The 12,865-nt window shown below is 64.3% G+C and carries 15 protein-coding genes; 4 read left to right on the forward strand and 11 right to left on the reverse strand.

Translation table 11 applies throughout. The features are described 5' to 3' along the window. Positions 1 to 718 precede the first annotated feature (718 nt). Both EHH60_RS16110 and EHH60_RS38065 read right to left on the reverse strand, forming a co-directional pair. A complete protein-coding gene (locus EHH60_RS16110) occupies positions 719 to 1,123 on the reverse strand; it encodes a nuclear transport factor 2 family protein (protein ID WP_124160437.1) in 405 nt (134 codons plus the stop codon). Between the two features lie 344 nt (positions 1,124 to 1,467). Next, the gene (locus tag EHH60_RS38065) at positions 1,468 to 1,701 is read right to left on the reverse strand and encodes a hypothetical protein (RefSeq protein WP_245454505.1); all 234 of its coding nucleotides are present in this window, start codon (positions 1,699 to 1,701) and stop codon (positions 1,468 to 1,470) included. Positions 1,702 to 1,778: 77 nt separating this feature from the next. Here EHH60_RS38065 and tenA point away from each other — a divergent pair, with 77 nt between their 5' ends. Beyond that, entirely contained in the window at positions 1,779 to 2,453 is a 675-nt protein-coding gene (gene tenA, locus EHH60_RS16120; protein WP_124160438.1) for a thiaminase II, read from the forward strand. A 24-nt stretch (positions 2,454 to 2,477) separates the two neighbouring features. Here the strand turns inward: tenA and EHH60_RS16125 are convergent, their stop codons facing one another. Genes EHH60_RS16125 through EHH60_RS16135 form a run of 3 tightly spaced genes read right to left on the reverse strand, consistent with a single transcriptional unit; the run spans position 2,478 to position 5,520 of the window. Further along, a complete protein-coding gene (locus EHH60_RS16125) occupies positions 2,478 to 3,422 on the reverse strand; it encodes an AEC family transporter (protein WP_124160439.1) in 945 nt (314 codons plus the stop codon). Positions 3,423 to 3,428: 6 nt separating this feature from the next. Continuing rightward, entirely contained in the window at positions 3,429 to 4,352 is a 924-nt protein-coding gene (locus tag EHH60_RS16130; protein WP_124160440.1) for an HpcH/HpaI aldolase/citrate lyase family protein, read from the reverse strand. 1 nt (position 4,353) lies between these two features. Continuing rightward, positions 4,354 to 5,520 (reverse strand): CaiB/BaiF CoA transferase family protein, encoded by a 1,167-nt coding sequence (locus EHH60_RS16135; protein ID WP_124160441.1) that lies wholly within the window; start codon positions 5,518 to 5,520, stop codon positions 4,354 to 4,356. A gap of 488 nt (positions 5,521 to 6,008) precedes the next feature. On the opposite strand from EHH60_RS16135, the gene EHH60_RS16140 reads away from it, so the two are divergent. Both EHH60_RS16140 and EHH60_RS16145 read left to right on the forward strand, forming a co-directional pair. After that, positions 6,009 to 6,341, forward strand: coding sequence for a hypothetical protein (locus EHH60_RS16140; protein ID WP_124160442.1), 333 nt, complete (start codon positions 6,009 to 6,011; stop codon positions 6,339 to 6,341). A 375-nt stretch (positions 6,342 to 6,716) separates the two neighbouring features. Next, complete coding sequence (locus EHH60_RS16145) at positions 6,717 to 7,394, forward strand: AAA family ATPase (protein ID WP_061880428.1); 678 nt, start codon at positions 6,717 to 6,719, stop codon at positions 7,392 to 7,394. Positions 7,395 to 7,533: 139 nt separating this feature from the next. Here the strand turns inward: EHH60_RS16145 and EHH60_RS16150 are convergent, their stop codons facing one another. The 5 genes from EHH60_RS16150 to trxB form a co-directional block, all read right to left on the reverse strand. Continuing rightward, entirely contained in the window at positions 7,534 to 7,680 is a 147-nt protein-coding gene (locus tag EHH60_RS16150) for a hypothetical protein (protein WP_199751506.1), read from the reverse strand. A 132-nt stretch (positions 7,681 to 7,812) separates the two neighbouring features. Then, entirely contained in the window at positions 7,813 to 7,962 is a 150-nt protein-coding gene (locus EHH60_RS37560; RefSeq protein WP_199751507.1) for a hypothetical protein, read from the reverse strand. A 160-nt stretch (positions 7,963 to 8,122) separates the two neighbouring features. Then, complete coding sequence (locus tag EHH60_RS16155) at positions 8,123 to 9,031, reverse strand: 4-hydroxy-tetrahydrodipicolinate synthase family protein (protein ID WP_199751508.1); 909 nt, start codon at positions 9,029 to 9,031, stop codon at positions 8,123 to 8,125. A 444-nt stretch (positions 9,032 to 9,475) separates the two neighbouring features. Further along, positions 9,476 to 10,399, reverse strand: a complete 924-nt coding sequence (locus EHH60_RS16160; RefSeq protein WP_028178742.1) for a LysR family transcriptional regulator — start codon at positions 10,397 to 10,399, stop codon at positions 9,476 to 9,478. A 4-nt stretch (positions 10,400 to 10,403) separates the two neighbouring features. Then, positions 10,404 to 11,369, reverse strand: coding sequence for a thioredoxin-disulfide reductase (gene trxB / locus EHH60_RS16165; RefSeq protein WP_124160445.1), 966 nt, complete (start codon positions 11,367 to 11,369; stop codon positions 10,404 to 10,406). Positions 11,370 to 11,635: 266 nt separating this feature from the next. Between trxB and EHH60_RS16170 the strand changes: the two genes are divergently transcribed. Beyond that, entirely contained in the window at positions 11,636 to 12,115 is a 480-nt protein-coding gene (locus tag EHH60_RS16170; RefSeq protein ID WP_027534298.1) for an Lrp/AsnC family transcriptional regulator, read from the forward strand. A 141-nt stretch (positions 12,116 to 12,256) separates the two neighbouring features. Here the strand turns inward: EHH60_RS16170 and greA are convergent, their stop codons facing one another. After that, entirely contained in the window at positions 12,257 to 12,730 is a 474-nt protein-coding gene (gene greA / locus EHH60_RS16175) for a transcription elongation factor GreA (protein WP_027563740.1), read from the reverse strand. Between the last annotated feature and the right edge of the window lie 135 nt (positions 12,731 to 12,865).

A 12,865-nucleotide genomic window follows, 5' to 3' on the forward strand; every position in this document is an offset into this window, starting at 1 on the left:
GGCGGATGCGCGCGGCTGAATTACCTCACCCTCGCATCAGCGTCACCACCGGTAACGTCACCGCCGCCAGCAGCGTGCCCAACGCCACTGCGCCAGACACCGGGTCCACCGCCGCTGATACTGCACCGCGCAGATGTACGCGTTCGCGCCGGTCGGCATCACCGCGAGCAGCACGATGATGCCGCTGCCATTGGGGGCAAATCTAGCGGGCTTCGCGCGTCAGAGATCATCGCGAGGACCAACGAACTTGATCAAGGGACCAATGTCATCCCGGTCGGCGGCCTTGAGAGCTGCGATATAGGCGGCGCGCCGCTCATTCATCCTTTGAAGATCATGTCCGCCTGTCCAGTCGATTGGCTTTGCATTGTAGACGCGGTCGAGGACCGAATCCGCCATGATGCGGGCGTGCCTACCGTTGCCGTTAGGAAAGGGATGAATCCTAACAAGGCATGGTGCAGGCGAATTGCAGCTTCGGAAGGCAGGTAGGTTTTGTTGTCAGCCCAATACTGCAAGGTGGCCATGCGCCGCTACGCCCCCAGCCCAATGATCCGCCGCGCCATCCGCCCATTGGCATAGTCGATCATCTTGCCGTCCAGCGTCACCGCGCCCTGGCCTTGCGCCTCAGCCGCCTCCATCGCCTCAACCACCCGCCGCGCCTGGGCCAGCTCGCCGGCCGACGGATTACGGTGACAGTGCAATAAACTTTACGAAGTCGTCCTCACGCAATCATCATCTTGACCTGCGCCGTATCCGCAAACTCGATCAGCTCGACGATCTTGCCGTCCTGAAGCTTGAACAGGTCCAGGATCTCGGTGCTGGAAACTTTTCCGGTCGGGCGATATCGAACATCGACACGGGAATGGATGGCGACACGATCTCCGTCAACCAGCTCAGCTAGGATCTCGCGGCCTTCGAAGCCGAAGTCTTCAATGAATTTGCTGAAGGCACCACGCAGGCTTGCGTGTCCCTCCACGCTTCCCGTCAATTCGAGTGCCGTCTTGTCGCCCATTAGGGCGAACTGACCCTTGGGGTGAAAAGCGGCTACCAGCCCCTCGGCGTCATCGTTGTCGCGTGCGGCATAGGCGCGCCGGACCACTGCGAGCATCTCTTCGCGTTGTGCCATGTTACCTCCCTGAACGTATCAGGAGAGACTAGCGACCTTTGCGTGCAAAGGCAAAATCATCTGGAGGTGGCACGGGACCCGGGCGCGTCGGAGCAGAGAGTGCGTTTTCGTTCCCGGCTCCCCGGTAGAAAACGGCGAGATGTCCCGGCGAACCTTTCATGACCCCAGGTGTTTGTAGCTGCAGCAGGACTGACAACGCTGAGGGAGCTGAGCTATGAACGGTATTATCTATATCATCGGGCTGGTCGTCGTGATTGGTGCAGTGCTCTCGTTCCTGGGCCTGCGCTGATTGTTGATGGGGCGCGGCGAGGCCGTGAGGCGTCGCCGGCCAAAGATTTACGCGTTCACGCCGGCGGCATCGCCGCGAACAGCAGATGACGCCGGCTGCCACCGACGGCGGGTTCAGCAGTCGGACCAGCATGAACGCTGCGGCCGGCTTCGCCTCCAGCTTCAGCGCGCACTTCACCAGGATGCTCAGGCTCGCCCTTCACGGCGAAGCGATGGCTGGTTGATGCCAAGGCAGTGCGGCTCGACGCGGGGCCTATCCGCCGTTTCTCAAAGCCGGCTTTGTCCGCCACCACCGTAGCTCCTTCGTTGGCAATGCGCTATCGGTAGCGAGCCAGTGTGATGGACAAGCAAGCAGGCGGAAAAGATCGTGAGTTTTTTCGAGCGTCTCAAGGCCGCCGCGTCCACTGAGTGGCGGGCCTATACGGAGCATCCCTTCACGAACGGATTGGCGGACGGCTCGCTCCCTGAAGCTGCGTTTCGTCACTACCTCGTTCAGGACTATCTGTTCCTCATCGAGTTTGCTCGCGCCTACGCGCTCGCGGTCTACAAGTCGCCCAGGCTTGCCGACATGCGTGAAGCCGCGGCCGGCCTGTCGGCCATCCTCGATGTCGAGATGAACCTGCATGTGAAGCTCTGTGGCGAATGGGGCCTGTCCCCGGACGACCTTGAACAAGCCCCTCCGGCGGCCGAGATGCTGGCCTATACGCGCTACGTGTTGGACGCGGGAATGCGCGGCGATCTGCTGGCGCTCAAAGTGGCGCTTGCGCCTTGCGTGATCGGCTACGCGGAGATCGCAACGCGGCTCGCCTCGCGCCCCTCTGCCGACGCGGTGAGCAACGCCTATCGCGTCTGGATCGAAGAATATGCCGGCGCGCCATACCAGGAAGTCGCTGCCAAGGCGCAGGCGCATATGGAGAATCTCGCCGATCGCTACGCCACTCCGGCGCGCGAGGCCGAGCTGATTGCGATCTTCAAGGAAGCCACCCACCTGGAGGCAGACTTCTGGGAGATGGCCTGGCGCGCCGGCCAGGTTGTTGCATAGCGGTGTCGGCAATCGAAAGGCCGCCTACTTCCCTCCTGCCACCACCCACACCACCACGGGCAACGTGACCGCCGCCAGCAGGGTCCCCAGCGCCACCGCGCCTGACACCGGGTTGACCAGCCGCTGATACTGTACCGCGAAGATGTATGCGTTCGCGCCGGTCGGCATCGCCGCGAACAGCACGATGACGCCAGCCGCCACCGGCGGCAGGTCGAGCAGTCTGGCCAGCACGAACGCGGCGGCCGGCATGGCTGCGAGCTTCAGCGCGCACATCACGAGGATGCTCAGCTTCTCGCCCTTCACCTCGAACCGAAACAGATTTATTCCGAGCGCGATCAGCGCCGTCGGCGAGCCCGCTTGCGCCAGCAGCTCGATGGTGCGGTCGACGACCGGGGTGAGGCCGAGTCGGGTAAGGCGCCAGATCACGCCGAAGCCGATCGCCAGCATCAGCGGGTTGCGGGCGAGGTCGGCGAGCACGGGGCGGATCACCGAGATCGGCGAGCCGGTGCGCTTCTGGTTGACCAGCTCCATCTGCAGGATGCCGCAGAGCCAGAGCAGCGGCGTGTTCACCGACAGGATCAGCGCCATCGGGCCTGCCGCCTCGTTTCCCAGCGCGGAGAGCACGAGGGGGATGCCGAGCATCACGATGTTGCCGTAGACCGAGCCGATCGCGAACACGACGCCGTCCTCGCGGCTGCCGCGCGGGGTACGCAGCAGCGCCGAAATGGCCATCGCCGCGATCCAGGTCAGCGCGAGCGCGCCGTAATAGGCGCCCCACATCCGGTAGGGGCTGACATCGGGGAATTCCGAGACGACGATGGTGCGGAACAGAAGCGCGGGGATCGCGATGCTGAAGGCGAATTCCGAGATGCCCTTGTGCGCGCCCTCCGAGACGAAGCGAAACAGCACAGCGGCGTAGCCGGCGGCGATCAGCGCGAACACCGGCGCGACGATCAGCAAGGTCGCCATGCGCGCTTAAGACCCCAGCTGGATAATCCGCCGCGCCATCCGCACATTGGCATAGTCGATCATCTTGCCGTCCAGCGTCACCGCGCCCTGGCCTTGCGCCTCAGCCGTCTCCATCGCCTCAACCACCCGCCGCGCCTGGGCCAGCTCGTCATCCGACGGCGTGAACGCGCGCAGCGTCGGCTCGATCTGGTCGGGATGGATGACCTGCTTGCCGTCAAAGCCCATCGCGGCGGCCTTTTGCGCGCTGGCCTCGGTCAGCCTGGCGTCGCGGAACGCGCCGCAGGGGCCGTCGATGGCGCGCAGGCCGAAGGCGCGCGCGGCGACAAGGAGGCGCATCATGGGATAGGCGAACAGGTCGAGCGGCGCGGCGGCGTAGCCGCTTTGCGCCGATCCGACGTGGCGGTAGCCGTCCGGCGAGATGCCGACATCGGAGGTGCGGGCGCCGAGCGAGGCCGCGAAGTCGCCGACGCCGAGATGCAGCGCGGCCACGCTCGCGTGCGCGGCGGCGAGCGTGTCGACATTGACGAGGCCGAGCGCCGTCTCGATCAGCAGTTCGAGCACCACCGACGAAGCGCGATCCGGCGCGGCCGCGCGCAGCTGGTCGGCGATGGCGACGATGTCGCCGGCGCGCTCCGCCTTCGGCACGATCACCGCATCCAGCCGCGGCAGCGCCGCCAGCGCGCGGATCTCCTCTCCGATGAACGGGCTGTCGACGGCGTTGAGCCTGACCGCGACGCGCTTGTTGCCCCAGTCGAGCGATGACAGCGCGCGGACGGCTTCCTCCAGCGCAAGACCTTTTTCGGATGGCGGCACCGCGTCTTCGAGATCCATGAACACGGCATCCGCGCTTGAAGCCGCTGCCTTGGCGACGAGGCGGGCGCGATGCGCAGGAACAGCCAGATAGGCCCGGCTCGGCCGCTGCGAGGCCATCTCAATGCTCCCCGCTGATGCCGAGTTCGCGGAGGATGGCGTCGTTGTGCTCGCCCACGTCAGGTACCGGGTCCATCCGCGGCGTCACGCCGGGAATGGTGAGCGCCGGCAGGAAGCTCATCACCGGCCCGCTCGGCGATCCCACGCTCTGCACCCGCGCGCGTGCGTGGAGCTGCTCATGCTTCAGGAAGGCCTCGACCGAGTTCAGATGCGCATTGGCGATCGCGGCTTCGTCCAGCAGCCGCAGCACCTCTTCGCTGGTCATGGATGCAAAGCGCTGCTCGATATGCGCCTGCAGCTCGTCGCGGTTCTGCATACGCAGCGGATTGGTGCGGAAGCGCAGGTCGTCGGCAAGTGCGGCATCGCCGAGCACGATGCGGCACAGCGACCGCCATTCCCGGTCGTTCTGGATGCCGAAGAAGATCGTGTTGCCGTCACCGACGCGGAACGGTCCGTACGGCGCGATCGTCGCATGCTTCGCGCCGGTGCGCGGCAGCGGCCGGCCCGTGCTCTCGGTGTAGAAGGCGGGATAGCTCATCCAGTCCGTGATGGAATCGAACAGCGAGGCCTGGAACGCCGTGCCCTTGCCGGTCCGCTCGCGCCGATACAGCGCCATCAGCACGCCGCTCAGGATGTACATGCCGGTGGCGATGTCGACCACGGAGAGCCCCACCTTGGCAGGCTCCGCCTCGGTGCCGTTGATGGCGAGCACGCCGGCCTCACACTGCACCAGGAGATCATAGGCCTTCTTGTCGCTGTAGGGGCCGCCGGTGCCATAGCCCGAGACGTCGCAGGCGATGAGGCGCGGAAATTTCCGCACGAGCGATGCCGCATCGAGGCCGAGCCGCTCCGCCGCGCCGGGCGCGAGGTTCTGGATGAACACATCCGCCCGCGGCAGCAGGGCGTCGAGCACCTTGCGCCCCTCGGGGCTCTTGATGTCGATGGCAAGGCTTTCCTTGGAGCGGTTGGTCCAGACGAACTGGCTCGACATGCCGTTCATGACATGATCGTAGTCCCGGCAGAAATCGCCGCTTCCGGGCCGCTCGATCTTGATGATGCGCGCGCCCCAATCCGCCAGATGCCGGCTGGCCAGCGGCGCCGCGATCGCCTGCTCAAGCGAGACCACCGTCACCCCCGCGAGCGGAAGTTCCGCCTCATTCCCATCCATGCGCTCGCCTCCACTTCCAACGCTTTCTATCAGCGCAGGAGACAGGCCGACCACCCCACGCGCATCTTTTTTGATGATGCCATCATGCCCCTGTTTTGCCCGACAAGTCAAATTTGACTTCGTGAAATCCTAAGAATGGAAATGCCGAGGGATTGCCGTCCCTTGGCTACTGTGCATGGGGTTGTTTTCGGAGTTTTGTGTTGGAGGCCCGGAAACTCCGGCGCCAGTCCACCGCGACACAGTGGTCGTCATGCCGGGACAAGCCCGGCCATGACGTCGTGGCGAGTTCCGTGTCTCAATCGCTTTCTGGATGACTGCGGGTCGGTCCAGTGCGCAATTGCGCACAAGGCCGGACGACGACGGTAAGGAAGACTGCCCGTCGCCCCTGTTGCCGAGACCGCACACGTCCCGGCTTTCGCATCTGCCCTCGTTGCCAACGCACCGCCGTTCACCCACTATTCCCAGGGACTCATGACGTGGGGACATCGATGCCGGCATTTCGCTTGAACAAGTCATTGGCCGCCGCAACGCTCGGCCTTGCCCTGGCCGTCCTGGCTCTGCCGCGCGCCGGCTTCGCCTACACCCAGGAGGAGCAGCAGGCCTGCTCGCCGGATGCGATGCGGCTGTGCAGCGAGTTCGTTCCGAACGTCGATGCCATCACCGCCTGCATGATCAAGAAGAAGGCGCAGCTCTCGCCGCAATGCCGGGTGTTCTTCCGCCCGGAGCCGGGCGAGGTCCGCGCCGGCAAGCCGACCAATACCACCAAGACGAGCGCCAAGCCGGCGAAGGCGACCAAGAAGAAAAAGGCCGAGTCATTTTGAGCCGGGGCGGAGCGCCCCTTGCTTGAAACCTGCGCCATGACCGACATCGGCTCTGCGCCAGCCTCCGGACTCGTTTTGTTCGCGCGACGCTGCGCAGGCTTGCTGTAATTACGGCCGGTGCGCGACGGGAAAGAGTCGCCCGCAGGTTTGCGCGGCAAGGTTGCGTCGTCCCGTCTGTTGCTCAAAAAACGCACAAATGTCCGCGCAAGCGGTGTTTCGCAGGGAGCTGCGTCTTTCTCCTGCGATGCAGTGTGACTCAAAAGCCAACACGCCTTGTTATTTCGTGGCCGTAACGCAACCCCTGATAAATTTTTCTTTCCCGAATCAGCGCGCTGATTCATTTTCGCGGCCTGGGGTCAATTGGAGGCGGAAGGTATGAACGTTATTGTTTTTGCATCGCGCAAGGGCGGCTCGGGCAAGAGTACCCTGGCTGCACATCTCGCCGCGCAGATCAAGGCGAGCAAGCAGGTCATGCTCGTGGACGCGGATCCGCAGGGCTCGCTCACGCTGTGGCACAAGCTGCGCGGCACCAACGAGCCGCCGATCAAGGCTGCCGTGAACTCCGTCAGCGGCATCGTCTCCGCTGCCAAGCGCGACGGCTATGAATGGGTGTTGATCGACACGCCGCCGAACCTGTCGGCCGTCGTCGACGACGCGATCAAGAACGCCACCATGGTGGTGATCCCCGCCCGTCCCGGCGTGTTCGACGTCAACGCGGTGCAGGAAACGATCCAGATGTGCCGCGCCGCGCGCAAGCCCTACGCCGTCGTGCTCAACGGTGCGCCGGCCAAGCGCGACGAATCCGAAAGCCCGATCGTCACCATCGCCCGCGAAGCGCTGGCGAAATTCCGTGCTCCGGTCTGGGGTGGCCAGATCACCAATCGTTCGGACCTGCTGATGGCGCTGAGCCACGGCGAAGGTGCGCGCGAGTATCAGGCCGAGAGCCGGGCAGCCCAGGAGATTGCAAGGCTGTGGGCGGCGATCGAGCGTTCGGTCAAGGCTATTCGCGGCACGGCGTCGGCGTCCGGCGCAATGCACAAGCAGGCGGCTTAATTTTCATTGTTCATTCCCCGGACGACGAACGCGCGGACAAGCCGCGCGTTTTGCGTTTCTGCCTGGCCCGTCATTTGCGGGATGGCGCACGCGCCAGACCCGGAATCCCGAGCTTGCGTTGTTCGGGAACTTGTTTGGGCTACGCCACCAGCAGCATGTAGAACACGATGACCGGCGACAAGGTCAGGATCACCGACCAGATGCCGACGGCCCAGAGAATGTCCTCGGTGGTAAAGGCCTGCTGCCCGGCGTCGTAATGCGACGCCAGTTCATTATGATTATTCACAAACGCCTCCGCGATTTCTTCGCTTATGGGCGTCAAGTGTTAGCGGGGATGTTTTAAGATCCGGATCGCAGCTGCCAGTGCATTTTGAGCACAGGTGCTACCACGGATTAACCATCCCGCGCTCGCTTTGCGTCAGCCGACCAGCCAGAGCCGAAACAGCAGCACCGGCATCAGGCCGAGCATCACCGCCCAGAACCCGAACGACGACACCACCAGAATTCCCTGCACGAGATCGGCGGGCGCGAATTGCCGCGCGGCCGTAGGCCGTATGCGATGTCCCATGGTCATTCCCCCTCTGTAGGTGCCGAAGGATAGGCGCGACTGTGTAAACGAGCCGTGGATGCGCCATGCGGCGACAGCGAAGGCCGTTGAAAGGACGTTAACCACGGGGCGGGGCTCTTACCTCCCTGGAGGGACCCTCCAGGGGAGGGTAAGCGAAGCGCTACGCCGCGACCTTCGTCCGTCGCTCGATCTCGCGATCGATCGCTGCCGCGAGCTCGCTGCTCACCTCCACCATCGGCAGGCGCAATTCGGGGCTGTCGATCAGGCCGCTGCGCCACAGCCAGTACTTCGCCGGCGCGGGGCTCGGCTCGGCGAACAGCAGGCGGGTCAGCTCGGCGACCTCGTGCCAGCGCGCCAGCGCCGCATCGTGGTTGCCGCGCTTCAGCTCGGCATGGACGGCTGCGAACGTCGCGGTCTCGACATGAGCCGACAGCACGATGCCGCCGTCGGCGCCGTCGCAGAGCGCCTCGAAATAATTGGCATCCTCGCCGGTGAGCACGCGAAATGCCTTTGGCCTGTCGCGCAGCAGCGCGATCGACTGCTCGCGGCTCGCGCCGCAATCCTTCAGGCCGACGATGTTCCTGTGCTCGGCAAGCCGCAGCAGCGTCTGGTTGGTGATGTTGACGGAGGTGCGATAGGGGATGTTGTAGAGCGCGAGCGGCCATGCCGCGTGATCGGCGAGCGCTTCGAAATGCGCCAGCAAGCCGCGCTGCGACGGCCGCACATAATAGGGGCTGGCGATCAGGTAGCCGTCGATCGGCCAGTCCGCGGTCTCGTCGAGGCGCTCCTTCAGCCGCGAGGTGTCCGCGCCCGAGAGTCCGAGGCAGATCGGCACGATGCGGCCGCTGGCCGCCATCTCGTCGCGCACCACGGCGACGAGACGTTCGAGCTCTGGCTCGCGCAGCGTCATGCCTTCGCCCGAGGTCGCGCCGAGGATGAAGCCGTCGACGGCGCCCGCGCCGTAGTGCCGCGTCAGCCGCCGCAGCGATCTCTCATCCAGCGCGCCGCCGTGAAACGGCGTCACCAGCGGCAGCCACAGTCCGTGCAAGTGATCTTCAAGTCCGGTCATGTTCCATCTCCTTCTCGGGAAACCTGAGACGGAGGGCACATGAAAAAACCCCGTCCAGGCGGGCGGGGATTTCGGGATCTGCAGCGATGACGATATCAGCCTAGTGCGCGCAAAAAACCGAGGTCCCCGGATGGGGACCTTTTTTCGAGATTGCTGCGCACGACTTCGTGATCATCCGCAAATGATGCGGGGTATGCCTGGAACTGTCAATACACGCGGAGGGCGAAGGCTGCATGCGACAGAAAAAAAGCCGGACCCGAAGGGCCCGGCTTAGGTATTGGCCACGTGAGGCCGACACAATCACCTTCCAAGAGGGATTACTGAACTCCCGCGCCACTGGAGGAGGGGGACAAATGCGCAACGCGAAGGCTCAGCGTGCAAACATTATGGGCTTGCCGAGTGCCGCGCAGCAACAGCCGAGGTCGCATGTCAGTCATGCGGAAATTAGGACGGCCAGCGCTGCGCCTTGCTCACCACGAAGTCGCGGAACACCTGCACGCGGGCGACGGTCTTCAACTCCTCGGGATAGACGAAGTAGGTGTCGAGCTGGATCGAGTCCGACTCGCCGAACAGCTGCACGAGTTTGTTCTGCTCCTCGACGAGATAGTCCGGCAGCGCGGCGATGCCGAGGCCCTGCTGGCAGGCGCGCACGAGACCGAGGATGTTGTTGACCTTGAAATAGGCTTCGCGCGGGCCGGAGCCGTTGCGCCCGGCTTCGATCAGCCAATTGCGGTTCTGAAGATGCGGCGCGAAGCTGCCGTCGCTGAGCGTGATGATGCGGTGGGAGTCGAGCTCCTCCAGCGTGCGCGGCGTGCCGAAGCGCTTGATGTATTCCGGCGAGCAATAGGCGTGGAAGCCCATCGCGAACAGCTTGCGCTGGATCAGGTCCGGCTGGGTCGGCTTGCGCGTGCGGATCGCGACATCGGCCTCGCGCATCGACAGATCGAGCTCCTCGTCGGTAACGATCAGCGAGATGCGGATCTCCGGATAGAGCGCAGTGAACTCGCCGAGCCGCGGGATCAGCCAGTTGATGCCGACGCCGGGCGTGGTGGTGATCTTGAGGTCGCCGCTGGGCCGCTCGCGGCTGTCGGTCAGCTTGGCGCGAGCCGCCTGCAGCTGCATGAACACGTCATGCGCGGTGCGGAAGAGCAGGTCGCCCTGCTCGGTGAGGATCAGGCCGCGGGCGTGGCGGTGGAACAGCGAGACTGAAAGCTCCTGCTCCAGCGCGGAGACCTGGCGCGACACCGCCGATTGCGACAGGCCGAGCTGCTCGCCCGCATGCGTGAAGCTGCCCGCTTCCGCCGCCGCGTGAAACACCTTCAGCTTGTCCCAATCCATATCCGTAAATCCGTCGCGTGTTCGAGGCATGATGTTATTCCGCTGCCGCGCGCTCGCTGGCGCGAAGGGCCAAGAAACGTTCGGCTTCGAGTGCGGCCATGCAGCCGAGGCCGGCGGCCGTCACGGCCTGGCGATAGGTTTCGTCGGCCACGTCGCCGGCGGCGAACAGGCCGGGCACCGAGGTGGCGGTCGAGTTCGGGGCGACCTCGACATAGCCCGACGGTTTCAGCTTGACCTGGTCCTTGACGAGCTCGGTGGCGGGTGCGTGGCCGATGGCGATGAAGACGCCGTCAGTCTTCACGTCCGTGAGCGCGCCGGTCTTGACGTTCTTGAGCCGGACATGGGTGACCTTGTTCGGGGTCTCGGTGCCGCAGATCTCGTCGACGGCCGAGTCCCAGATCACCTTGATCTTCGGGTGCTTGAACAGGCGTTCCTGCAGGATGCGCTCGGCGCGGAAGTGATCGCGACGATGCACGATGGTGACCTGCGAGGCATGATTGGTGAGGTACAGGGCTTCCTCGACCGCGGTGTTGCCGCCGCCGACCACGATCACGTCCTTGCCCCGGTAGAAGAAGCCGTCGCAGGTGGCGCAGGCCGATACGCCGCCGCCCTGGAACTTGGCTTCGGACGCCAGCCCGAGCCAGCGCGCCTGCGCGCCCGTGGCGAGGATCACGGTGTCGGCGAGATAGACGTCGCCGCTGTCGCAGGTGAGGCGGAAGGGCCGCTGCGCAGTCTCTAATCTGGTGACCAGGTCGGTGACGATCCTGGTGCCGACATGGACCGCCTGCTTCTCCATCTGCTCCATCAGCCAGGGGCCCTGGATCACGTCGGCGAAGCCCGGATAGTTCTCGACGTCGGTGGTGATGGTGAGCTGGCCGCCGGGCTGGATACCCTGGATCAGAATCGGCTCGAGCATCGCGCGCGCGGCATAGATCGCCGCCGTGTAGCCAGCAGGGCCAGAGCCGATAATGACGACCTTTGCATGTACAGGAGCGGACATTTCGATGGAGGCCTTTCACGGGGGATCTGCAGCGCGAGCGCGGAACGTGCCGGGAGGTCTCGCGGAGGCGCTGAAATATCAGAGCTAATCTAAGCCTTCTGGTGAGCTATGCAAGAATTGCATTCCCTCTCGGCGGATTTTTCCAACAGGGAACAAAAGTCGATTGCGCTGCGCGCGCAACAAAATTGCGCTGGCGGTGCGGACTGGGCTATGACGATTTCGAGAAACCATCCACTACCGCTGCAAAGGGCAGGAGTTCCAATCACGTGTCGCGGAACCTAGACGAGATCGACCTGAAAATTCTCGCCGAGATTCAGGCCGACGGTCGAATCACGAATGTCGAGCTGGCCAAGCGCGTCGGCATCTCTCCGCCCCCCTGCCTGCGCCGGGTCCGGGCGCTGGAGGAGGAGGGCTACATCCACGGCTACCGGGGCCTGCTCGACGCCCGCAAGCTCGGCTTCGACGTCACCGTGTTCGCGGCCGTGCACCTGTCCAGCCAGGCCGAGGCGGATTTGCGTGCTTTCGAGGAATTCGTCCGCGCCGAGCCCTTGGTGCGGGAATGCTGGATGCTGTCGGGCGAGGTCGATTTCATCCTCAAATGCGTCGCCCCTGACATGGCGACCTTCCAGGATTTCGTCACGCACCTGACTGCCGCGCCACATGTCCGCAACGTGCGGACCTCGCTGGTGCTGCATAATTCGAAGTACGAGGCGGCCGTGCCGCTCGATGTGAAGGGAAGAAGGTAAGTCCCGCGAACTCGTGCCCCGGACGCGGCGCAGCAACGTTAAGGGCGTGCCAGTGCGTCCGGGACACGAGACGCAGAAACAAAAAGGCCGCGCACTGCGCGGCCTTTTCGAAGATATCATCTCAGCGCAGGCGGCAAATGCTTACCGCCACTCCACCTTGGTGATCTCATAGGCCTTGGCGCCGCCCGGCGTGTTGACCTCGACCGAGGCGCCTTTCTTCTTGCCGATCAACGCGCGCGCGAGCGGCGACGTGATGGAGATGCGGCCCTTCTTGGCGTCGGCCTCGACCTCACCGACGATCTGCCACACCGTCTTCTTTTCGGTGTCCTCGTCGACCAGCGTCACGGTAGCACCGAACTTGATGGTGTCGCCGGAGAGCTTGGAGATGTCGATGATGTCGGCGCGCGCGAGCTTGTCCTCGAGCTCGGCAATGCGGCCTTCATTGTGGGACTGCTCTTCCTTCGCGGCATGATATTCCGCGTTTTCCGACAGGTCTCCGTGCGAGCGCGCCTCCGCGATATGCTCGATGATCCGCGGACGATCCACGGACTGGCGCTGCTTCAATTCTTCCCCGAGCGCGACAAAGCCGGCCTGGGTCATCGGAACCTTTTCCATCGTCTCTCTCGTCCTTCGATCGTGCGCCCGAAACGCGATGGGCGCCGCAACCTTGATTCGTCAGTGTCTCCGGAGCCCAACGCGAGGGCTGCCGGACGTTGACAGATATGGGCTTTTAGCGCCGGAACAGAACCA

Origin of the sequence: Bradyrhizobium sp. RP6 (assembly GCF_003837805.1) — a bacterium.
Classification (GTDB): Bacteria; Pseudomonadota; Alphaproteobacteria; order Rhizobiales; family Xanthobacteraceae; genus Bradyrhizobium.

Bases quoted from the DNA above. Each gene is read 5' to 3' on its own strand.
- EHH60_RS16110 (WP_124160437.1), bottom strand. From the start codon at position 1,123: ATGGCACAACGCGAAGAGATGCTCGCAGTGGTCCGGCGCGCCTATGCC.
- EHH60_RS16125 (WP_124160439.1), bottom strand. From the start codon at position 3,422: ATGGCGACCTTGCTGATCGTCGCGCCGGTGTTCGCGCTGATCGCCGCC.
- EHH60_RS16140 (WP_124160442.1), top strand. From the start codon at position 6,009: ATGCCGGCATTTCGCTTGAACAAGTCATTGGCCGCCGCAACGCTCGGC.
- greA (WP_027563740.1), bottom strand. From the start codon at position 12,730: ATGGAAAAGGTTCCGATGACCCAGGCCGGCTTTGTCGCGCTCGGGGAA.
- EHH60_RS16155 (WP_199751508.1), bottom strand. From the start codon at position 9,031: ATGACCGGACTTGAAGATCACTTGCACGGACTGTGGCTGCCGCTGGTG.
- EHH60_RS37560 (WP_199751507.1), bottom strand. From the start codon at position 7,962: ATGGGACATCGCATACGGCCTACGGCCGCGCGGCAATTCGCGCCCGCC.
- EHH60_RS16145 (WP_061880428.1), top strand. From the start codon at position 6,717: ATGAACGTTATTGTTTTTGCATCGCGCAAGGGCGGCTCGGGCAAGAGT.
- EHH60_RS16135 (WP_124160441.1), bottom strand. From the start codon at position 5,520: ATGGATGGGAATGAGGCGGAACTTCCGCTCGCGGGGGTGACGGTGGTC.
- EHH60_RS16130 (WP_124160440.1), bottom strand. From the start codon at position 4,352: ATGGCCTCGCAGCGGCCGAGCCGGGCCTATCTGGCTGTTCCTGCGCAT.
- EHH60_RS16160 (WP_028178742.1), bottom strand. From the start codon at position 10,399: ATGCCTCGAACACGCGACGGATTTACGGATATGGATTGGGACAAGCTG.
- trxB (WP_124160445.1), bottom strand. From the start codon at position 11,369: ATGTCCGCTCCTGTACATGCAAAGGTCGTCATTATCGGCTCTGGCCCT.